Here is a 20251-nt window from a genome sequence, read left to right as displayed (position 1 = left end):
CGGCGGCGGGCACTCCGCATCGCGGCTGGGCCGGGCGTCGCGTCCGCCGCACCCGACCGCCTGCACCTTCTCCGCCGCACCCGATCGCCCGCAGCGATGCGTTGCGCCGTGGTGAGCAGCGCGCCGGGCTATCGCGCGCGACACGCGCGCGACACGCGCGCGATACGCGTGAGGCGGCCGACGAGTGCTGCGGCGAGCCGCGGGGTGTCGTCCACTGCGGGCGGCGAAGCCGACGTGACGGCTCGACGGTCCCGGTGACTGCTTCCTAGACCGTACCAACAGCCACCTAATCGATCTCCAATCCGGTAAGCAGAACAGTACCCTCCGCAACAAGAAGGCCGCCCCAGGTCAGGTGCGGACCGGGGGCGGCCTTGAAACAGCGCAGGAGAGCGCAGGGAAGCGCGGGTGTCAGGACTTCAGGACGGCGTGGAGGGCGTCGACGGCGACGTCCACGTCCTCCGCGGTCACGTGCAGCGGCGGGGCCAGGCGCAGGGTCGAGCCATGGGTGTCCTTGGCCAGGACGCCGCGGGCCATGAGGGCCTCGCAGGCCTGGCGGCCGGTCATCAGGGTGGGGTCGATGTCGATGCCGGCCCACAGGCCGCGGCCGCGGACGGCGGTCAGGCCGTGGCCGACCAGGGCGTTGAGCCGCTCGTGCAGGTGGGCGCCGACGGTCCGCGCGTTCGCCTGGAACTCGCCGGTGTTCAGCAGCGCGATGACGGCACGGGCGACGGCGCACGCGAGGGGGTTGCCGCCGAACGTGGAGCCGTGCTCGCCGGGGCGCAGCACGCCCAGGATGTCGTGCGAGGCGGCGACCGCCGACACGGGCACGATGCCGCCGCCGAGGGCCTTGCCCAGCACGTACATGTCGGGGACGACCGGCGACGAGGCGAAGGTCGAACCGGTCCGGCCCAGGCCAGACTGCACCTCGTCCGCGATGAACAGCACGTTCTTCAAGGTGCACACGTCGCGCACGCCGGGCAGGTAGTCCGGTGGCGGGACGAGGACGCCGGCCTCGCCCTGGATGGGTTCGATGAGCACGGCGACGGTGGTGTCGTCGATCGCCGACGTGAGGGCGTCCAGGTCGCCGTACGGCACGATCCGGAACCCGGGCGTGTAGGGGCCGTAGTCGGCGCGCGCGTCGGGGTCGGTGGAGAAGCTGATGATCGTGGTGGTGCGGCCGTGGAAGTTGTCGGCGGCCACGACGATGGTGGCCTGGCCGTCGGGGACGCCCTTGACCTTGTAGCCCCACTTGCGGGCCACCTTGATCGCGGTCTCGACGGCCTCGGCGCCGGTGTTCATCGGCAGGACGAGGTCCTTGCCGCACAGCGCGGCCAGCTCCTCGCAGAAGGGGCCGAACTGGTCGTGCACGAACGCGCGGCTGGTCAGCGTGATCCGGTCCAGCTGGGCGTGTGCGGCGGCGATGAGCGCCGGGTGGCGGTGGCCGAAGTTGAGCGCGGAGTAGCCGGCGAGGCAGTCCAGGTAGCGGCGGCCGTCGACGTCGGTGACCCAGGCGCCCTCACCGGAGGCGATGACGACGGGCAGCGGGTGGTAGTTGTGCGCGGTCCAGCGCTCGGCCTGGTCCAGGAAGGGGCCGGTCGACGAGGAAACAGCGGTGGTCATGCGCGCACCTCCAACGTGCAGCACTTCGGGCCGCCGCCGGCCTTGTGCAGTTCGGACACGTCGACTGGCACCGGCTGGAACCCTTTCGACGCTAGCTCCCGCGCGAGGCGGGTGGCGGCGGATGGCAGGACGACCCGGTGGCCGTCGCTGACGGCGTTCAGGCCGAGGACGGCGGCGTCGTCGGCGGTCGCGATGACGGCTTCGGGGTACAGGCGGCGCAGCACCGCCTGGCTGCCCGGCGAGAACGCGCCCGGGTAGTAGGCGACATTGGTCGGCGACAGGACGGTCAGCGCCGTGTCGAGGTGGTAGTAGCGCGGGTCGACGAGCTGCAGGGTGATCACCGGCCGCCCGAAGAGTTCCTGCGCCTCGGCGTGCGCGGCGAGCTCGGTGCGCAGGCCGGTGCCGGCGAGGAGGTGCTCGCCGGCGAGGAGGATGTCGCCTTCGCCCTCGTTGACGCTCTTCGCCGGGTGGACCTGGAACCCGTTGCGCTCGAACCAGGCGAGGTAGGCGGGGCCTTCGTCGGCGCGCTCCGGGTGGCGGAACTGCGCGCCGTAGACGACCCCGTCGACGACGGTGGCGCCGTTGGCGGCGAAGACCATGTCGGGCAGGCCGGGCACCGGGTCGATGAGGTCGACGGTGTGGCCGAGCGACAGGTAGAGCTCGTGCAGCCGGGTCCATTGCGCGACGGCGAGGTCGGCGTCGACGGGCGCGGTCGGGTCCATCCAGGGATTGATCGCGTAGTCAACGGCGAAGTGCGTAGGTCGACACATCAGGTAGCGACGGCTCATGCGATCCAACGTAGGCGCCACCCGCCCGGCGTTCCATTGCGGAAAGCTGCTTCTTGCCGGCGTTTTCCTGTCTTGTACCGCGATCAGACGGCGATTCGTTGCGTCCAGAACCAAGCGGGACCCGAACGGGACCCGAGCCGGGTGGCCGGGACGGGCAGCCGGCACGCAATCGCGCAGCCGCCGCCCCGCACCCGGCGCGCAACCGCGCAGCCACCGCCCCACACCCGGCACGCAACCGGCTCAGCGCAGCTCGCGCCAGTCGCCGGGCTGGGCGAGCAGGCCGGAGACGCAGTCCATCGCCGGCTCTTCGGCGTCGAACTCGTAGGTGCGGGAGCGTCCGTCGGCGCCCCCTTCCCGCGACTCGACCCACCAGTGGCCGGCGTCCTCGAAGAGATAGACGTCGCGGCGGGCGAGCCGCCCCCAGGTGCCGTTCCACCAGTGCTTCCTGCGCTCCATGAGGAGACATTCGAACACACGTACCAAGGCAGATGGAAGCCCGCCCCGCTGAAATCGATCAGGTCTGCTTCGTGACGGTTAGCCGGGTGGCGGGCAGGGTACGCCAACGCATGCCTGTGCCACGGAATCTGGGGAGCTGACCATGGAGCAGGACCTCATCGGCCTGCTGGTCGGCGAACACCGCCGGCTCGAGTCGCTGTTCGCCGAGATCGAGACCGCGCGGTCGCCGGCCGCCCGCCGGAGCGCGCTGGACGCCGCCGTCACGATGCTGGCCTCCCACACGGCGACCGAGGAGCGGCTGCTGCACGCGCACCTGCCGGCGGAGCTCGCCGACTACGAGGCGGCCGAGCACCGGCGCATCGGCGAGCTCGTGGCGCGGCTGACGGAGCTCAACGACGTGGATCCCGCGTTCGGGATGCTGCTGGCGGCGCTCCTGGAGGCGGTGCGGGAGCACGTACAGGAGGAGGAGACCGAACTCTTCCCGCGGCTGCCGCAATCGGTGCGTGTGACGGAATGACCAGACGGGTAAGCCGTTCTGCATGGCAGTTCCGGAGGACAGGCAGCCGCTGATCGCGACGCTGAAACGTGCGGCGTTCCACTTGAAGGACGCCGGCATCCCGTTCTGCCTGGCCGGCAGTTTCGCCGTGTACGCGCGGGGAGGCGAGTCCGTCGACCACGACATCGACTTCCTCATCAAGGCCGAGGACGCGGAGCGGGTCCTGACGGCGCTGGCGGAGGTCGGGTTCCGCGGCGAGGTGCCGCCCGAGGGCTGGCTGGTGAAGGCCTGGGACTCGGTGGAGAACGAGGACAACCTCATCGACTTCATCTTCTGCCCGGTGCAGCGGCCGGTCACCGACGCGACGCTCGCCGACACCGACGTGATCGCCGTCAACGCGTGCCACATGCCGGTGCTGTCCGCGACCGAGCTGATGATCCACAAGGTTCTGACGTGGTCGGCGCACTACTGCGACTACGCGCGCGGGCTGCCGGTCGCGCGGTCGCTGCGGGAGCAGATCGACTGGCCGCGGGTGTACCGGGAAACGGCCCACTCGCCGTACGCGCATGCTTTCCTGTTCTTGATCGACCGCCTCGGCGTCATGTCGCTGGACGAGACCAGCGCCCTCGCCGCTTCCCTGTGAGGAGGCACTCGTGATCATCGACCAGCACGTCGAGAGCGAGCTGCACCAGCTGCTCATCGAGGACGCCCGCATCGCCGAGCAGGGCATCCGGGTGGTCCGCACCGAGGACGGGGTCAGCCTCGCCGGTGAGGTGGAGAGCGCCGAACGCCGCGACCTGATCTGCCAGGTCGTCCACGAGACGTTCCCGGACCTGCCGGTGCACTGCAACATCGGGCTCACCAGGGTCAACGAGCCGCAGGACGTGGAGGAGCTATGACGTTCGACGAAGGCAGTGTCAATGGCTGCGTCAGAGTCGCCGCGGTCGGCGACGTCCACCTCGACGCGGACGTCCTCGGCCGGTACCGGCCAGCGCTGGAGCACATCGGCGACAAGGCCGACATGCTGCTGCTCGCCGGTGACCTGACCCGGCACGGCACCGCCGACGAGGCGCACTGCGTCGCGGAGGAGTTCGGCGGCCTGGCCGTGCCGGTGATCGCGATCCTCGGCAACCACGACCACCACTGCGACCAGCCGGCCGAGGTGACGAAGGTCCTGGAGGACGGCGGGATCACCGTCCTGGAGTGCTCCGGCACGGTCCTGGACGTGGACGGCGTGCGGGTCGGGGTCGCCGGCACGAAGGGCTTCGGCGGCGGGTTCGCAGGCGCGTGCGCCAGCGAGTTCGGCGAGCCCGAGATGAAGGCGTTCACCCGGCACAGCCGCGAGCTGGCCGAGCGGTTCGGAGCCGCACTGTCGGCGTTGGACGCTGATGTACGGATAGCGCTCACCCACTATTCGCCGGTCCCCGAGACGCTGCTGGGTGAGCCGCTGGAGATCTACCCGTTCCTCGGGTCGTACCTGCTCGCGCAGGCGATCGACGCGACACCTGGGGTCGGGCTGGCCGTGCACGGGCACGCGCACGCGGGGTCGGAGCGGGGGACGACGCCGGGCGGGGTGCCCGTCCGCAACGTCGCCCACCCGGTCATCAAGCAGGCCTACAACGTGTACCAGCTGTCGTCGGTACTGACGCCCGCCTAGCTCCCGGGAGGGGCGTCACAGCGGCGTGACCAGTGCGCCCCTCAGGTGGGCCAGGGCGTGGGCGAGCAGGCGCGACACGTGCATCTGCGAGATGCCGAGCCGGTCGGCGATCTGCGTCTGTGTCATGTTGCCGAAGAACCGCATCGCGATGATCTTCTGCTCGCGCTCCGGCAGCTCCGCGATCAGCGGCCGCAGCGACTCGCGGTCGTCGACGGCCTCCAGGTCGCGGTCCATGCCGCCGAGCAGGTCGGCGAGCTCGGGGCCGGCCTCCTCGTTGCCGGTCGGCGCGTTGATGGACAGCGCCCGGTACGCGTGCCCGGACTCGATGCCCTCGATGACGTCCTCCTCGCTGACGCCGAGCTTCTCCGCGAGGTCCGCGACGGTCGGCGAGCGGCCGAGCCGTTGCGCGAGGTCACCGGACACCTTGGAGATCTCCAGCCGCAGCTCCTGCAGCCGGCGGGGCACCCGGACGTCCCAGCCCTTGTCGCGGAAGTGCCGCTTGAGCTCACCGACGATCATCGGGATGGCGTAGCTGGTGAACACGACGCCACGCGTCGGGTCGTAGCCGTCGACGGACTTGATGAGCCCGACGTTGGCGACCTGGGTCAGGTCGTCGAGGGGTTCGCCGCGGTTGCGGAACCGGCGGGCGAGGTACTCGGCGAGCGGCAGGTGCAGCTCGATGACCCTGGCCCGGATCCGGTCGTGGTCGGCGCCGCCGGCGGGCAGCTCGCTCAGCAGCGCGAGCAGTGCGCGCGCTTCGGTCTCGAGGTCCTTGTGGTTGGCGCGGTGGCGGGCGCGGGGCCGCGGGGCGGGGCGGTGGACGGTGGCGGTCATGGGGGAACCCCCTGCCTGCTGCCGCGATCCGTCCGCCCTTGGGTGCGGGCAGCGGTCACGGGAGAGATTTCGCCGGCAGACGCCCTGGTCTCGAACGTCCGGCGCGCAACCCGGCACGGCGACCGCGACTGGTTTGACGGTCGAGCCAATCAGCCGTTCAGCTGATGTTGCGGGTCATACAAACGTACGCCTGTCGCCCTGTGATGACAAGGCTACGAAGAGACGTCGGTGAGGGCCTCGTCGTCGGCGTCCGCGTCGCTGTCGGCGTCGCCGGTGCCGCTCTGCCCGGTCACCGCCCGGTAGATCCGCTCGACGTCGGTCGCGGTGCGTTCCCAGGTGTACCGGGAGCGAACCCGGTCGATCGCGGCGCTGGCGTAGCTCATCCGGCGCACCTCGTCGCCGAGGAGCCCGCGCAGCGCGGACGCCATCGCCGGCACGTCCCGCGCCGGCACCAGCAGCCCGGTGACGTTGTCGATGACGCTCTCGCCGATGCCGCCGACCTCGTACGCGACGACCGGCACACCGCAGGACATCGCCTCCAGGGGCGTGAGGCCGAACGGCTCGTACCACGGCGCGCAGGCGAGCACGTCGGCGGAGCGGTACCAGCTGGGCAGGTCCTGTTGAGCGACGGCACCGATGAGCCTGACCCGGTCGCCGACCCCGAACCGGTCGGCGAGCTCCATCAGGCGGCGGGCCTCGGGGTCGCGGTGGATCCGGTCCGGTGCGGGCCCGCCGACGACGACGAGCTCCGCGCCGGGGACCCGGCGCAGCGCCTCGACCAGGTCCGCGAAGCCCTTGCGCGGCACGAGCGGCCCGACGCTGAGGATGCGGCGCATGCCGGGGCGCAGGTGGTCGGCGCGGGGACCGCTCGGCGCGAACACCTCCCCGTCGACGCCGGACGGCACGACCACGGTGTCGGACCGGCGGATGCCCATCCGGCCGAGCTCGACGACCTCGTCCTCGCACTGCGCGACGACCCGGTCGACCATCGTGCCGAGGGTCCGCTCCAGGCCGATCCGCGCCTCGGGGCTGGCGTCGCGGTCCTTCAGCATGCGCCGCTTGACCGTGCCGAGCCCGTGGTACGTCTGCACGACCGGGATCCGGTGCTCCGCCGTCGCGGTCAGGGCGGCCAGGCCGCTGAGCCAGAAATGGGCGTGGATCACGTCGGGACGGGTCGCGTCGCCGCGCCAGTGGGCGGCGAGCCATCGCCCGAAGTCGCCGACGTGCGGCAGCAGCGCGTCCGCCGGCAGCTCCTCGACGGGGCCGGCCGGCACGTGCTCCACGGTGAACCCGGCGCCCGTCATGACGACGTCGTCGGGGGCGGCGGCGTCCCGGCGGGTGTAGACCCGCACGTCGTGCCCGCGGCGCCCGAGGGCCTCGGCGAGGGCGGTGACGTGGGTGTGCTGGCCGCCCGTGCCCGAGGTACCGAGCGCCAGGGGGCTCGCGTGCACGGACACGATCGCGATCCTCAAGCCGCACCCGCCCGCGGCGAAGACGCCTGTTGCACTGCGCGCACCTCCACGTGGCCGACCGTGCTGACCTGCCAACGCCCCTACCCTGGCCGGTTGGTGGTAAACATCAACGGTCGAGTCGCAACCGGCTCGGGTGACTTCTAGGTCGGCTGCACGTTCAACTGCACAGGACCGGGATGTGGAGGGCATGGTGGCCAAGCCGTCGGGCACAGGTCGGCCGGGTGCGTCGACGCCGTCTGACGGCGTGGGCACCTCGACGCCTGAGGACACCGCGCCGTCTCGGGCGGCCTCGGCGCCGGCCGGTGGTGCTGATGGTGGCAGTGCCGAGCCGGCGGAGGCCCTCGCCGCGCTCGTCGCCAAGCTGCGGGCCGAGCTCACCGGCGTCCGCACCGCCATGCGGAACCGGGCCGTCATCGAGCAGGCCAAGGGGGTGCTCGTAGAGCGGCTCGGCGTCAGCCCCGACCAGGGGTTCGACCAGCTGGTCCGGCTGTCGCAGCGCACCAACATCAAGCTGATCGAGGTCGCCGCCGCGATCGTCGGCACCACCTCGCCCGACCCGGACGCCCCCGATGTGGTGAATCTCATCGACGACGAGCTGCGCCAGCACGTCGCGCGCAGCCGTACCCGTACCGCGGCACCCTCCGGCGTCCCCGCACCGGCCGCGGAGAAGCCCCGCCGGCGGGCCAGCCGCTCCCCCGAGGTCGAGGCGCTGCAGTCCCAGCACCAGCTGCTCAGCGCCCGGATCGCGGCCGCCCGCGGCTACGACGAGATCGCCGAGGTCCTCGGCACCGCGCCGACCGCGTGGCCCGCCCCCACCTCGATCATGATCACGCTGCTCGACCCGGACGGCGCGCAACGCGGCGTCGGTGCGTTCGGCATCCCCGGCGAGGTCCGCAGCCGCTGGTCCCGGATCCCCCCGGACCCGGCGCTGCCGCTCGTCGTCGCCGTCCAGGACGTCGAGACGATCTGGCTCGTCGGCGGCGAGGAGGTCACCCGCCGGTTCCCGGTGATGGACCAGCTGCCGTTCAACGGCGACACCGTCCTCGCCTCGCCGCTCATCTCCGGCGAGCGGGTGCTCGGCGCCATCATCATGAGCTGGGCCGAGGGCCTCCCCGACGGCGACGAGCTGCGGCGGTACGTGGCGGCCCTGCTCGAACCCGTCGCGCGGCAGGTCGACGCGCTCATCGGCGACGAGATCGCCAGCGCCTGGTTCCACGTCGAGGGCGAGGAGAGCGCGCAGGCCGCCCCGGCGCAGGTGTGGCTGCCGACCGTCGTCGACGTCCTGCACAACCCCGCCGCACTGCTGTCCCCGGTGACCGTCGACGGCCAGCTGGTGGACTTCCGCGTCGAGTACGCCAACGTCATGGCCAGGCAGGTCCTCGCCACCGCCCGGGTCGACCCCGACGAGGCGACGCTGCTCGCCGCCTACCCGACGCTCGGCAGCGCCACCCTGCTGCCGGAGTTCGCCCGCATGCTCCAGGACGGCCAGCCCCGCCGGCTGGAAGGCCTGCGGGCCGACCCGCGGGCGGACGGCGTGCCGACCACACAGTCGATCTCCATGCACGCCGTGCGCCTGTGGGACCGGGTGTTCGCGGTGTGGCGGATCGCGACCGAGGCCGACCTCCTGTACGACCAGCTCCTGCAGGCCGAGCGGATCGCCGGCGTCGGCTCGTTCTGCTGGGAGCTGCGCGACCCCGAGCCGCGCTGCTCACCGGAGCTGATCCGGCTCTTCCACGGCGGCCGTGACGCCGCCCGCGTCCCCGTCGACGAGCTCACCGCCAGCGTGCACGCCGACGACCTCCTGGCCGTCCAGGACGCCGTCCGCCGCACCGTCGTGGAGGGCAAGCACCTGCTCGCCGAGGTCCGCGGCGCCGGCCGGGTCAACGGCCGCCGCCTGCGCCTCACCGCCGAGCCGCTCTTCGACGACACCGGCAACGTCACCGCCGTGCGCGGCACCGTCCAGGACGTCACCGAGGAGCGCGCCATCGAGGCCCGCCTCCGCCGCGCCGAGGAGGCCCTGGCCGCGCAGCGGCACCGGGTCGCCGACGAGCGCCGCGCCGCCCAGGCCCTGCAGAAGGCGCTCCTGCCCACCGACCCCGAGCTCGGCCACATGGAAGGCGTCGAGATCTGCGGCCACTGCCGCTCCCCCGAACGCGTCGGCACCGTCGACGGCGACTGGTTCGACGCCACCTCCCTCCCCGACGGCGGCACGATCCTCGTCCTCGGCGACGTCGACGACCGCGGCCTGTCCTCCATGACGACGGCGGCGAGGCTCCGGTACGCGGTACGCGCCTACGCGGCCCTGGACATGACCCCCGGCGACATCCTCAGCGCCGTCAACGGGATGCTCTGCGCGATGGAGGTCGAGCACACCGCCTGCCTCGTCGTGGCCCGCTACTCCCCCACGACCCGCGAGCTCCGCTGGGCCGCCGCGGGCCAGGTCGCCCCCATCCGCTACACCGCCACCGGCCAGGGCACCGTGCTGTCAGGCCCCCTCGGCCTCCCCCTGGGCGAGGTCACCGAGATGCGCTACTCCGACACGACCGTGACCCTCGACCCGGGCGACCGCGTCCTGCTCTACACCGGCGGCCAGGCCCGCGTCGACCGCCGCCGCGGCGGCGGCCTGGACCTCGTCCGCCGCGCCGGCGAACACATCGACCTGTCCAACTTCGACGCCGTCGTCACCCACCTCGTCACCAGCCTCAACATCCCCGACGACGAAGACGTCTGCGCCATGCTCGTGCACGTCCCCTGACCCACCTGGGACGCTTGTGCTCACATGGTGATACCGCGCTGAACGGGGGTTTGGGCGGGCGGGAGAATGTGGGAGGCGGCTATCGGGGGAGGCAGCCTGTGCCACGACCATGTTTTTCGCTGGAAGCACCGGGCGCGGGGTCGTTGTGCCCGACCACCCGCGTCCCCACGCAGGCCGCCCTGCTCGCCGCCCAGGCCGCCCGCCTCGCCACGCGGGCCTGTGAGTCCGCCCGCCGCCGCACGGACCGCCACCGCGCCAAGGCGGAGTTCGCGGCGGCTCGCGCACACGGCCTGGCCGCCCGCCACACCACGAAGCTGACCCGCCTGCGCAACGCCCGCGAGCCGGCCGCCGCAACCCCCTCCCCAACCATCCCGCCGCCGACAAGCCGCCCAACCGCGCCGCCCCAGCACCTCCCACCACCCCGGACCCGCCAGCCACCACGCCGACAAGCAGCCCCCAGCCCCAATCCCCGCCGCCGCAACTGCCGCAGCCCATCCAGCACGCCCGAAGCCACCACCCACCGGACCGGACCTCACCGGCCACCGGGTCGACACCGCCGGCGAGCAGCCGTCCGGGCGCGTCGCTCACCACAGCGGCACCCAGTCTCTCCGGGGTCACCGAAGCCACCGGTCACCATGCTCACGCCGCCGACGAGCGGGCGCCCGGCTCCGATCTCCACCAACTTCCCGGCTGTCCCGGGACCGGACCCCCGAAGCCGCCACTACCCAGCGCCGGGTATCGGTCGTCCGGGAGTCGCTGCCCCATCCACACCCCGAACCGCTGGCGTGCGTCGTCGGCCGCGGGCTTCGCCATGCGTGGCGCGGGCCGCTGCTTGCCTCCGTCCAGGTCGCTGGGGTGGCTCGTCCGTGTCGTGGTTTGGGGCGGGGTCAGGGGGTTCGGGAGTCCCAGGTCCAGGGGAGGTCGAGGTTGTCGAAGCGGCCCAGGGCGTCTCGGTGGCGGGCGGAGATGACGATGCGGTCGGGGCCGAGGTGGGCGAGGAGGTCGTCGTCGCCGTAGTAGCGGGTGTCCGGGGACGGCCAGTGCCACAGCGGGTCGTCCAGTTCGCGGAGGCGGAGCTGGACCTGGCGGAGGCCGTCGGGGTCCGGGGACAGGCAGACGAGGCCGTGCAGCGGGGTGTACGTGGCCTCGTAGACAGCGGCGTACACGAGAAACCTCGACAACGGCAGGCCGGTCGCGATCGTGTCGCTCTCCACGACGAGCGGGTCGGTGGGGCCGGGGGCGTACGAGTACCAGTCGTCGGTGCCGGACCAGAAGCGGACCAGGCCGGCGGACTCCGTGAGGTCGGCGGGGGCGAGCATCACGTGGTCGCGGCTCAACGGCAGGGAGTAGCGGGACGCGACGCGGTGCCAGTCGGCGAGCGCGGCGGGCAGGCCGGGCGGCAGGTCGAGGTCGCGGCGGGGGCGGTCGGGCAGGCCGTACCAGCGGGAGACGAAGCGGCCGAGGCTGTCGTCGGCGATCACGTCGAGCTCGTACACGCCCCAAATCATGCCCTGTGACCCACCGTTGCCCGTTCGCGACCAAAGCCCGGACGGCGGCTCGGCGGGGCGGTCGAGGCCGGGGGCCGGCAGGACGCGAACACGAAGGCGACCGACACGGCGGCGGCGACCTGGGCAAGACCACCGAGGCGATGAAGACCGGCGCGATCGACGCCTTCTTCTTCTCCGGCGGCCTGCCCACCGGCGGCGTCACCGACCTGTCCACCACCAGCGCCGACAAGGTCCAGCTGCGCGGCCTTCCTCCGGAGCGGGATGCACGATGCCGGCGCGGACGCCCGCAGTGCGCGGCCGAGTGGGTGGGAACGCCCTCGACGGGCGCTGGTCCATGCGAGAGCGGCGCAGCGGACGGCGCGGTCAGGGAATGAGGGTTGTGGCGGGGCGTCAACAGGCGGGCCGCGTCAACGGGCAGCAGCGTCAACGGGCGGCAGCTCGCCGACCTGTCGGCGGCGGGCCGCCGCGTCAACAGCGGCGGCGTCAACAGCGTCAACGGGCGGGGGCGTCAACGGGCGGCGGCGCGGTGGTGGGCGATGATCGTGGACAGGGCGGTCTGGATCTCGCGGGCGGCCAGCTCGGCGCGGCGGAGGGACGCCAGGTCCTCGGCGTCCGCGGGGTAGAACGTCAGGCGGCCGTCCTCGTGCAGGGTCATCGGCACGTCGAGCCGGTCCAGGATCGCGGTGAGCAGCTCCTGGCCGTGGCGCAGCGTCGCGGCGGACCGGCGCAGGGCATCGGCGGTCGCGGCGGCAGCGGTCGGTGCGGCGCCGGTCGCGTCGGCGGTCGCGCGGCGGGAGTCATGCAGCCGCAGCACCGCCTCGCGCATCGCCCGCCAGTCGCCGCGGACCCGCCACACGTCGTCGACCGTGACCGCAGCGGCCGTCGCGCCGCCGGCCGGAAGAGCCGTGACCGTCACCGCCGCACCTCCAACCGGAAGAGCCACCACAACCAGGCCGCCGCCGGCCGGAAGCCACCAGCTGGAGACCGCCGGACGCCGGGCAGCGCCGTCATGGCACCAACCGTAAGAGCCGCCCGGCACCCACCGGAAGCAAGATCTTCTTCCTGTGGATAAACGCCCGGCTACTCGGCCCGGTCCTGCATCTCCCACAGGTGGTCCAGGACGTGCCAGGCGTAGCGGCGGGTGGCGTAGCGGCTGGTCCAGCCGTTGTCGGTGAGTGCCGAGCCGTCACTGGGGCGGCCCAGGACGGTGAGGATGTCCTCACGGAGCGCGGCGATCGCCTCCGTGTCGGTGATCGCCGGCTGCGGATGCTTGATGCCGATCTTGCGACCGTACCCGGCCTCGGCGCCGACGACGTGGTCGATCATCTTGTCGCGGTCCCGGCCGCCGCCGCGCGGGCCCTTGCGCAGCGAGGCGGGGGCGGTCGCGGAGAACGCCCCGAACGCCGCCCACGCGGCGGTGAGCAGCTTCTTCTGCCGGGTCGCGACGGCCCGGGAGACCGCGCGGCCGTCGGCGTCGGGGTGGGCGTCGGGGACGCCGAACTGGGTGGCGGAGGTCCCCGGGCACCGTTCGACGACCTTGAACGTCGGCGAGGCGGGGAACGAGTAGCCGGCCGCCGTGGCGATCGGCTCGTACCGCGCACCGTACGCCGCAAGGGCCTCCAGCGCGTCGTCCTCGGTCTTCGCGAAGCGGCCCCAGCCCGGCCAGTCCAGGCAAGCCGCGAACACCTTCTTGTCGGTCACCTCGAGATACACGTCGGCCATGACTGTGACCTTAAGCCGCATTCCTCGGCGCCGCAGGGGTGCTTGCATACCATGGGTCACATGCCTGAGCTCGTGAGTTATCTTCGTGACGCACTTCTTGCCGGCGATGTCGAGACCACCCGGGCATCCAACCACGGCAACGCCGCGGCGTTCGCCGACGGACATGAGGGCTACCTGTTCGGCCTGCCGCCGCTGAAGACCTGGACGCTCGCCGAGGTGCTCGGCGTGATGGCCGAGCGGGTCGGCATCGACCCGGACCCGGAGCGGTCGACGGGCACGGACGTGATCGACCCGTACAAGACGGTGGCCGCGCTGGACAGGATGCGTGACCGGTTGCGGGAGGCGGCGCACCGCAAGGAACGCGTCCTGGTGGCGTCCGGCCACCCGGCCGGGATCGTCGAGGTGCACCTGGCGGTCGTGGTGGCGCTGCGCGCCGCGGGGTGCGAGATCCTGACCCCTGCGGCGGGCGCCCCGTTCGCGAGGCCGGGCCGGTATGACGGCCGCGAGTTCCCCCTCGCCGTGCGGTACATCGGCGGCGTGGCCATGGGTGCGGAGCGGGGCATCGCGATGTGGCACACGCACTCCCCGGACGGGATGCGGGAGATGCTGGGCGAGCTGGAGCGCACCGGACAACCCATGCCGGACCTGGTGTTCGCCGACCACGGGTTCGCCGGCGCGGCCGCCGCGGCGGGGCTCGACGTGGTGTCGTTCGCCGACAGCAACGACCCGGCGCTGTTCGTGGGCGAGGCCGAGGGGCGGGTCTCGGTGACGGTGCCCATCGACGACAACGTCCAGCCGCACCTATATGGGCCAATCAGCGCATACCTGCTAGAAGGGATAGCCGCTTAGTGATATGACACGGGTGCTATGGGGCAATTTGGACGAGATTCTTGTGCGCCTCCCCTGCCGATGACAGCATCGGTCGCGGCCGATATTCATCGGTACCGATACAGGGGAGGCTCACGTGAGACTCACAAGGTCCAGACTCCGTAGCGCCGCGGTCATCGCCGCGGGCACCGCCCTCGTCGCAGGCTCGGTCCTCATGCCGTCGCCGGCCCAGGCCGCGCCGCTCGGCAGCACCGACGCGCTCGTCTCGCAGCTCGGGCTCGCCACCGCCGGCTCGTACTGGGACGCCCAGCTCGGCAAGATGGTCGTCACCGTCACCGACGCCAACACCGCCAAGAGCGTCGAGGCGACCGGCGCCGTCGCCCGCAAGGTGAAGCACAGCGGCGTCGAACTGGCCCGCATCACCTCGACGCTCGACGCGAAGGTCTCCATCCCGGGCACCGCCTGGGCCGTCGACCCGGTCGCCAACCAGGTGGTCGTCTCCATCGACCCGACGGTGTCGCCCGAGCACGTCAAGACGATCGAGGCGACCGTCGCGTCGCTCGGCAGCGGCGCGAAGATCGAGCGGCTCCCCGGTGAGCTGCGGCCGACCATCTCCGGCGGCCAGGCGATCTACGCCGGCGGCTCCCGGTGCTCGCTCGGCTTCAACGTGGTCAGCGGCAGCACGTACTACTTCCTGACCGCGGGCCACTGCACCAACATCGGCGCGACCTGGACGACCAGCAGCGGCTCCGTCCTGGGCACCCGGACCGGCACCAGCTTCCCCGGCAACGACTACGGCATCGTCCGGTACGCCGCGGGTGTCGCCCACCCCGGCAACGTGTCGCTGTACAACGGCTCGTTCCAGGACATCACGGCCGCGGGCAACGCGACCGTCGGCCAGTCGGTGCGCCGCAGCGGCTCCACCACCGGCGTGCGCAGCGGGTCCGTGACGCAGCTCAACGCGACCGTCACGTACTCGCAGGGCCAGGTCAGCGGCCTGATCCGCACCACGGTCTGCGCCGAGCCCGGTGACAGCGGCGGCTCGCTGTTCGCGGGATCGATCGCGCTGGGTCTCACGTCCGGCGGCAGCGGCAACTGCAGCAGCGGCGGCGTCACGTACTTCCAGCCGGTCACCGAACCGCTGAGCGTGTACGGCGTCAGCGTGTACTAAAGCACCCCGGGAAAAGCCCTGTGCCGCCCTCCACCCGGAGGGTGGCACAGTGGTGCGCATGCGGGTGGGCATTCTGGGGCCGTTGACGGTCGACGTCGGCGGGCAGCCGGTCGACGTCGGCGGCGCCAGGCTCCGGACGCTGCTGATCCGGCTCGCCTGCGAGCCCGGCCGGCTCGTGTCCGTGGAGCAGATCGCGGTCGCGCTGTGGCCCGACGCCACCCCCACCGACCCCGCGAACGCCGTGCAGTCCCTCGTGTCGCGGCTGCGCAAGACCCTCGGCGGCGACCCGGCGCTGGTGTCCGGCGCTGGCGGGTACAAGCTGGACCTCGCCCCCGACGACGTCGACGCCTACCGGTTCGAGCGGCTCGCCGCGGCCGGCAAGGCGCAGTTGCGCGACGGCGACCCGGCCGGCGCCGCGACGCTGCTCGCCGAGGCCCTCGACCTGTGGCGGGGCCCGCCGGCCGTCGACGACGCGCTCGCCGCCCGCTGGGAGGAGCTGCGGCTCGCCGCGACCGAGGACCACGTCGAGGCCGCCGGCCCGCGCGCACCCGGGCTGGTGGCGCGGCTGCGGGAGCTCACCGCCGCCCACCCGCTGCGGGAGCGGCTCGCCGCCCACCTGGTCGAGGCGCTGCACGCCGAGGGCCGCCGCGCGGAGGCCCTCGCCGCGTTCGAGGAGTGCCGGCACCACCTCGCAGAGGAGCTCGGCGTCGACCCGTCGCCGCGGCTGCGCCGGGCGCACCTGCGGGCCCTCACCGACCGCCCCGCCGGCAACCTCCGCACCCCGTTGACCAGCTTCGTCGGCCGCGACGACGACGTCGACCGGCTCGGCACGCAGGTCCTCGACCGCCGGCTCGTCACGCTGGTCGGGCCCGGCGGCGCCGGCAAGACCCGGCTGGCGACGACGGTCGCCGCCCAGGACCCGCACGCCGCGTGGCTGGTCGAGCTCGCGCCCGTCGCCGAGGCCGCCGACGTGCCGGCCGCGGTCCTGCGCGCCCTGGACACCGGCGGGCAGCTCGAGCCGCCGCAGGTCGCCCGCCGCCTCGATGTCCCCGGCCGGATCGCGGAGCTGCTCGCGCCGACCGACGCGCTGCTCGTGCTCGACAACTGCGAGCACGTCGTGGCGGCCGCCGCCGCGCTCACCGAGGACCTGCTCGGCCGCTGCCCGAAGCTGCGCGTCCTGGCGACCAGCCGCGAGCCGCTCGGCATCCTCGGCGAGTCGCTGTTCCCCGTCGGGCCCCTCGCGGCGGACGCGGCGGTGCGGCTGCTGCGGGACCGTGCCGAGGCGGTGCGGCCCGGGTTCGTGGTGACGCCGGCCGCGGCGGAGATCTGCCGCCGGCTCGACGGGCTGCCGCTGGCCATCGAGCTCGCCGCCGCGAGGCTGCGGTCGTTCACCGCGGAGCAGCTCGCCGCCCGCCTCGACGACCGGTTCCGGCTGCTGACCGGCGGCAGCCGCACCGCGCTGCCGCGGCACCGGACCCTGCACGCGGTCGTGGCCTGGAGCTGGGACCTCCTGGAGGAGCCGGAGCGCGAGTTCAGCGCCGCCATCGCGGTGTTCCCCGGCACGTTCGACGCCGAGGCCGCAGCGGCGGCGGCAGGTGTACCGGATGCCGAGCCGCTCCTGGACGCCCTGGTCGACCGTTCGCTGCTCCAGGTCCTCAACGACGGCACGGCGGGCGACACCGTCCGGTACCGGATGCTGGAGACGATCCGGGAGTTCGCGCTCGACGAGCTGGCCCGGGCCGGCCGGGCCGGACAGGTCAGGTCGGCGCACGCCGCGCACTTCCTCGCGCTCGCCGAGCGGGCCGAGCCGCACCTGAGGACCGCGGCGCAGGTCGACTGGCTGGCCCGGCTCCGCCCGGAGCGGGCGAACCTGCACGCGGCCGTCACCCACGTCTGCGACAGCGGCGACGCCGTCACCGCGTTCCGGCTCGGGGCGGCGTGCGCCTGGTTCTGGACGTTCGAGGACAACCACGCGGAGGCCGCGGCCCTGCTCGGCCGGATCCTCGCCGTCCCGGACCAGGACCCGGCCGAGGTGCCGCTGGACGCGCGCACCGTCGTCTTCGCCGTGTACGTCATCAACAGCGGCTTCGCCGGGGACTTCCAGTACGCCGAAGAGCTCCTCGACGACCTCATCGCCCTGGCCGCGCGGGTGCCGCCGGGCACCGGCCACCCGTTCGTGTCCCTCGTCGAGCCGGTCGTGATGATGTTCCGCGACGACAGCGGTAACGGCGAGGCCGCGATCCAGCGCCGCCTCGCCGCGCCGGTCGAGCCGTGGTCGCGGGGCATGCTGCTGTCGATCCTCGGCCACCTGCGGGAGAACGACGGCGACATCGCCGGCATGCTCACCGCGCAGGAGGCGGCGGCGGTCGCGTTCCGGGAGGTCGGCGAGCGGTGGGGGCTGTCGATGACGCTCGCGTCGATCGCCGACGCGCGGGCCCGCCGCGGCGACCACCCGACCGCCGCGGCGCTGTTCGCCGAGTCGATCGAGCTGCATCACCAGCTCGGCGTGCACACCAGCGAGGCGTACCAGCGGATCCGGCTCGCCGCGCTGCGCCGCCACATCGACGGCCCCGCCGCGGCCCGCGCCGAACTGCTCCGCTTCACCGAGGACCCGACGGTGCTGCCCCGGGACGCGTCCCACGCGCTGCTGGAGCTCGGCCACCTGGCCCGCCACGACGGGGACCTCGACGAGGCGGAGCGCTGTTACACGACCGCGTGGCGCAAGCAGGAGCACTCGCCGCTGGTCGCGCCGCAGTACCAGGCGATCCTGCTGATCGGCCGGGCGCGGCTCGACCTGGCGCGCGGGGACCTGCCGGCGGCCCGGGAACGGCTGTCGGAGGCCCTTTCGCTGGCCGTACCGGCGAGAGACATGCCTGTCGTGGCACAGGTCGCGATCGGGTGCTCGGCGCTCGCCGCCGCCGCGGGGCTGCCGGTGACCGCCGCCGAGCTGCTCGGGGTGGCCCGCGCGATCGGCGGCGGCGACGACCTGTCCAACGCGGACCTGCCGCTGCAGGCGGCGGCGCTGCGCGAGGCCCTCGGCGACGCCGCGTTCGACGACGCCGTGCGCCGCGGCGCGGAGATGGACCGCGCCGCGGCGATGTCGCTGATCTCGGACCCCGCGCCGGCGGTTCAGGCCTTGCGGCGGTAGGCGCGGACGGCGAGCGGCGCGAAGACCGCCAGGATGCCCACCGACCACAGCAGGGTCTTGACCACGGCGTCGAGCACCGGCCCGCCGACCATCAGCCCGCGGGCCGCCTGCATCGCGTCGGCGACCGGGTTGACCTTCACCCACGCCTGCAGCCAGCCGGGGAGCGTGTTCGTCGGCACGAGCACGTTGGTGCCGAAGGTCAGCGGGAACATGATCACGAAGCCGAGGCCCTGGACCGCGCCGGGCTCCCTGACCAGCATGCCGAGCAGCACGAACATCCAGCTGAAGCTGAACGCCATGAACATCACCAGCAGGCACCCGGCCAGGACGGCCAGGGCGTTGGTCCCGAAGCGGAAGCCCAGGGCGTACCCGAAGCCGAGCATCACCACGATCGACACCACGAACCGGATCATGTCGCCGAGCACGCCGCCGATGAGGGGCGCGGACCGCCCGATCGGCAGGCTGCGGAACCGGTCGAACACGCCGGTCTTGATGTCGGTGTTGAGGCTGACGCCGGTCGGCGCCGACGCGAAGAGCACGTTCTGCACCAGCAGCGCCGGCAGCAGGAACTGCAGGTAGTCGTGCCGGGAGCCGGCGATGGCGCCGCCCAGCAGGTACACGAACAGGACGATGAAGATGATCGGCTGGAGCGTCACGTCGAGCAGCTGCTCAGGGGTGCGCATCGTCTTGATGAGGCTGCGCCGCGCCATCACCAGGCTGTGCCTGACCAGGCCGAACGGCCGTCCCGGCACCGCGGCCGTGAGCGTCGTCATGCCGCCACCTCCTGCTTCCTGTCCGTGCCCCGGGTGAGCGTGAAGAAGACCTCGTCGAGGCTCGGCAGGTGCAGGGACAGCTCGATGACGTCGATGCCGGCCTCCTCCAGCCGGCGGACCACGGTGCCGAGCGCTTTGGCGTCGTCGACCGGCACCGACAGCACGCCGCGCCCCCGCGACTCGACCCGGCCCTTCGAGATCGCCCCGAGGACCGCCTCGACCGTGTCGAGGTGCGCCGGGTCGGCCGGGCGGACGCTGATCGTCTGGCCGCCGACGATGTGCTTGAGCTGCGCCGGCGTGCCGTGCGCGATGACCTTGCCGTGGTCGATCACGGAGATCTCGTCGGCGAGCGCGTCGGCCTCCTCCAGGTACTGCGTGGTCAGCAGCACCGTGGTGCCCTCCCGCACCTGCGCCCGGACCATGTTCCACACGTCCTCGCGCTTCGCCGGGTCGAGGCCGGTGGTCGGCTCGTCCAGGTAGACGATCGCCGGCCGGCCCACCAGGCTCGCGGCCAGGTCGAGCCGGCGCCGCATGCCGCCGGAGTACGTCTTGACCGGCCGGTCGGCGGCCTCGCTGAGGTCGAACTCGGCGAGCAGGTGGGCCGCGCGGCTCTTCGCGTCGCGCCGGCGCAGGTCCAGCAACTGGCCGATGAGGACCAGGTTCTCGGTCCCGGTCAGGTCCTCGTCGACGGAGGCGAACTGCCCGGTCAGCCCGCTGATGCGGCGGACCTCGGCGGGGCGCTTGACGACGTCGTGCCCGCCGACGACCGCGGTGCCCGCGTCGGGGCGCAGCAGGGTGGCGAGGATGCGCACGGCGGTGGTCTTGCCGGCGCCGTTGGGTCCGAGGACCCCGAGCACGGTGCCCGGCTCGGCGGCGAGGTCCACGCCCGCGAGGGCGGTGGTGCTGCCGAAGCGCTTGACCAGGCCGGTGGCCTGGAAAGCGAAGGTCATGGTGGTGTTCCCCCTTTGGTGTGTCCTCCGCCAGGGTGCCTGACGCCGCTGTCATTTCGCGCACATCCGCCTG

At 73.0% G+C, this 20251-nt stretch carries 19 protein-coding genes; 9 read left to right on the top strand and 10 right to left on the bottom strand.

Annotated features, from left to right (window positions below; all coding sequences use genetic code 11):
• Positions 1-408: 408 nt before the first annotated feature.
• The 3 genes from rocD to ABZ321_RS15355 all read right to left on the bottom strand — a co-directional run bounded on the left by rocD (position 409) and on the right by ABZ321_RS15355 (position 2864).
• Positions 409-1620: an ornithine--oxo-acid transaminase gene (rocD, locus tag ABZ321_RS15365; RefSeq protein ID WP_354891299.1), complete on the bottom strand. Its 1212-nt coding sequence runs from the start codon at positions 1618-1620 to the stop codon at positions 409-411.
• Positions 1617-2417 (bottom strand): dimethylargininase, encoded by an 801-nt coding sequence (ddaH, locus tag ABZ321_RS15360; protein ID WP_354891297.1) that lies wholly within the window; start codon positions 2415-2417, stop codon positions 1617-1619. The genes rocD and ddaH overlap by 4 nt, the downstream gene beginning before the upstream one ends.
• Positions 2418-2648: 231 nt before the next feature.
• On the bottom strand, positions 2649-2864 hold the full coding sequence (locus tag ABZ321_RS15355) for a hypothetical protein (protein ID WP_344506134.1): 216 nt from the start codon (positions 2862-2864) through the stop codon (positions 2649-2651).
• 142 nt (positions 2865-3006) lie between these two features.
• Here ABZ321_RS15355 and ABZ321_RS15350 point away from each other — a divergent pair, with 142 nt between their 5' ends.
• Genes ABZ321_RS15350 through ABZ321_RS15335 form a run of 4 tightly spaced genes read left to right on the top strand, consistent with a single transcriptional unit; the run spans position 3007 to position 5017 of the window.
• Positions 3007-3381 carry a hemerythrin domain-containing protein gene (locus ABZ321_RS15350; RefSeq protein ID WP_344506133.1) on the top strand — a complete coding sequence of 125 codons (375 nt, stop codon included), beginning with the start codon at positions 3007-3009 and terminating at the stop codon, positions 3379-3381.
• A gap of 22 nt (positions 3382-3403) precedes the next feature.
• Positions 3404-4003, top strand: a complete 600-nt coding sequence (locus ABZ321_RS15345; RefSeq protein WP_344506132.1) for a nucleotidyltransferase family protein — start codon at positions 3404-3406, stop codon at positions 4001-4003.
• 10 nt (positions 4004-4013) lie between these two features.
• Positions 4014-4259, top strand: coding sequence for a hypothetical protein (locus ABZ321_RS15340; RefSeq protein WP_354891294.1), 246 nt, complete (start codon positions 4014-4016; stop codon positions 4257-4259).
• Positions 4256-5017, top strand: coding sequence for a metallophosphoesterase (locus ABZ321_RS15335; protein WP_354891292.1), 762 nt, complete (start codon positions 4256-4258; stop codon positions 5015-5017). The genes ABZ321_RS15340 and ABZ321_RS15335 overlap by 4 nt, the downstream gene beginning before the upstream one ends.
• Before the next feature lie 15 nt (positions 5018-5032).
• Here the strand turns inward: ABZ321_RS15335 and ABZ321_RS15330 are convergent, their stop codons facing one another.
• Positions 5033-5851, bottom strand: coding sequence for an RNA polymerase sigma factor SigF (locus ABZ321_RS15330; protein WP_344506129.1), 819 nt, complete (start codon positions 5849-5851; stop codon positions 5033-5035).
• Between the two features lie 212 nt (positions 5852-6063).
• On the bottom strand, positions 6064-7308 hold the full coding sequence (locus tag ABZ321_RS15325; protein ID WP_344506128.1) for a glycosyltransferase: 1245 nt from the start codon (positions 7306-7308) through the stop codon (positions 6064-6066).
• Between the two features lie 259 nt (positions 7309-7567).
• Between ABZ321_RS15325 and ABZ321_RS15320 the strand changes: the two genes are divergently transcribed.
• A complete protein-coding gene (locus tag ABZ321_RS15320) occupies positions 7568-10078 on the top strand; it encodes a SpoIIE family protein phosphatase (protein WP_354891290.1) in 2511 nt (836 codons plus the stop codon).
• A gap of 887 nt (positions 10079-10965) precedes the next feature.
• On the opposite strand, the gene ABZ321_RS15315 is transcribed toward ABZ321_RS15320, so the two are convergent.
• Complete coding sequence (locus ABZ321_RS15315; RefSeq protein WP_354891288.1) at positions 10966-11574, bottom strand: hypothetical protein; 609 nt, start codon at positions 11572-11574, stop codon at positions 10966-10968.
• 152 nt (positions 11575-11726) lie between these two features.
• Here ABZ321_RS15315 and ABZ321_RS15310 point away from each other — a divergent pair, with 152 nt between their 5' ends.
• Positions 11727-11960 (top strand): hypothetical protein, encoded by a 234-nt coding sequence (locus tag ABZ321_RS15310; RefSeq protein WP_354891286.1) that lies wholly within the window; start codon positions 11727-11729, stop codon positions 11958-11960.
• A gap of 134 nt (positions 11961-12094) precedes the next feature.
• Here the strand turns inward: ABZ321_RS15310 and ABZ321_RS15305 are convergent, their stop codons facing one another.
• Together ABZ321_RS15305 and ABZ321_RS15300 are read right to left on the bottom strand one after the other, a co-directional pair.
• Positions 12095-12502, bottom strand: a complete 408-nt coding sequence (locus tag ABZ321_RS15305; RefSeq protein WP_354891282.1) for a hypothetical protein — start codon at positions 12500-12502, stop codon at positions 12095-12097.
• A 164-nt stretch (positions 12503-12666) separates the two neighbouring features.
• Entirely contained in the window at positions 12667-13308 is a 642-nt protein-coding gene (locus ABZ321_RS15300; protein ID WP_344506122.1) for a hypothetical protein, read from the bottom strand.
• Between the two features lie 60 nt (positions 13309-13368).
• Between ABZ321_RS15300 and ABZ321_RS15295 the strand changes: the two genes are divergently transcribed.
• The 3 genes from ABZ321_RS15295 to ABZ321_RS15285 all read left to right on the top strand — a co-directional run bounded on the left by ABZ321_RS15295 (position 13369) and on the right by ABZ321_RS15285 (position 18455).
• A complete protein-coding gene (locus ABZ321_RS15295) occupies positions 13369-14157 on the top strand; it encodes a phosphatase (protein ID WP_344506121.1) in 789 nt (262 codons plus the stop codon).
• A gap of 115 nt (positions 14158-14272) precedes the next feature.
• A complete protein-coding gene (locus ABZ321_RS15290) occupies positions 14273-15307 on the top strand; it encodes a S1 family peptidase (protein ID WP_344506120.1) in 1035 nt (344 codons plus the stop codon).
• 58 nt (positions 15308-15365) lie between these two features.
• On the top strand, positions 15366-18455 hold the full coding sequence (locus ABZ321_RS15285) for a BTAD domain-containing putative transcriptional regulator (protein WP_354891280.1): 3090 nt from the start codon (positions 15366-15368) through the stop codon (positions 18453-18455).
• On the opposite strand, the gene ABZ321_RS15280 is transcribed toward ABZ321_RS15285, so the two are convergent.
• Positions 18437-19228 (bottom strand): ABC transporter permease, encoded by a 792-nt coding sequence (locus tag ABZ321_RS15280; RefSeq protein ID WP_344506118.1) that lies wholly within the window; start codon positions 19226-19228, stop codon positions 18437-18439. The two genes, ABZ321_RS15285 and ABZ321_RS15280, sit on opposite strands and share 19 nt — an antisense overlap.
• On the bottom strand, positions 19225-20178 hold the full coding sequence (locus ABZ321_RS15275; RefSeq protein WP_344506117.1) for an ATP-binding cassette domain-containing protein: 954 nt from the start codon (positions 20176-20178) through the stop codon (positions 19225-19227). The genes ABZ321_RS15280 and ABZ321_RS15275 overlap by 4 nt, the downstream gene beginning before the upstream one ends.
• Between the last annotated feature and the right edge of the window lie 73 nt (positions 20179-20251).

It is taken from the genome of Dactylosporangium sp. NPDC006015, assembly GCF_040614215.1.
In the GTDB taxonomy this organism is placed as follows: Bacteria; Actinomycetota; Actinomycetes; order Mycobacteriales; family Micromonosporaceae; genus Dactylosporangium; species Dactylosporangium maewongense.
This window is presented reverse-complemented; position numbering and strand designations above follow the sequence as displayed.

Bases quoted from the DNA above. Each gene is read 5' to 3' on its own strand.
- rocD (WP_354891299.1), bottom strand. From the start codon at position 1,620: ATGACCACCGCTGTTTCCTCGTCGACCGGCCCCTTCCTGGACCAGGCC.
- ABZ321_RS15355 (WP_344506134.1), bottom strand. From the start codon at position 2,864: ATGGAGCGCAGGAAGCACTGGTGGAACGGCACCTGGGGGCGGCTCGCC.
- ABZ321_RS15350 (WP_344506133.1), top strand. From the start codon at position 3,007: ATGGAGCAGGACCTCATCGGCCTGCTGGTCGGCGAACACCGCCGGCTC.
- ABZ321_RS15345 (WP_344506132.1), top strand. From the start codon at position 3,404: ATGGCAGTTCCGGAGGACAGGCAGCCGCTGATCGCGACGCTGAAACGT.
- ABZ321_RS15335 (WP_354891292.1), top strand. From the start codon at position 4,256: ATGACGTTCGACGAAGGCAGTGTCAATGGCTGCGTCAGAGTCGCCGCG.
- ABZ321_RS15330 (WP_344506129.1), bottom strand. From the start codon at position 5,851: ATGACCGCCACCGTCCACCGCCCCGCCCCGCGGCCCCGCGCCCGCCAC.
- ABZ321_RS15310 (WP_354891286.1), top strand. From the start codon at position 11,727: ATGAAGACCGGCGCGATCGACGCCTTCTTCTTCTCCGGCGGCCTGCCC.
- ABZ321_RS15300 (WP_344506122.1), bottom strand. From the start codon at position 13,308: ATGGCCGACGTGTATCTCGAGGTGACCGACAAGAAGGTGTTCGCGGCT.
- ABZ321_RS15295 (WP_344506121.1), top strand. From the start codon at position 13,369: ATGCCTGAGCTCGTGAGTTATCTTCGTGACGCACTTCTTGCCGGCGAT.
- ABZ321_RS15285 (WP_354891280.1), top strand. From the start codon at position 15,366: ATGCGGGTGGGCATTCTGGGGCCGTTGACGGTCGACGTCGGCGGGCAG.
- ABZ321_RS15280 (WP_344506118.1), bottom strand. From the start codon at position 19,228: ATGACGACGCTCACGGCCGCGGTGCCGGGACGGCCGTTCGGCCTGGTC.
- ABZ321_RS15275 (WP_344506117.1), bottom strand. From the start codon at position 20,178: ATGACCTTCGCTTTCCAGGCCACCGGCCTGGTCAAGCGCTTCGGCAGC.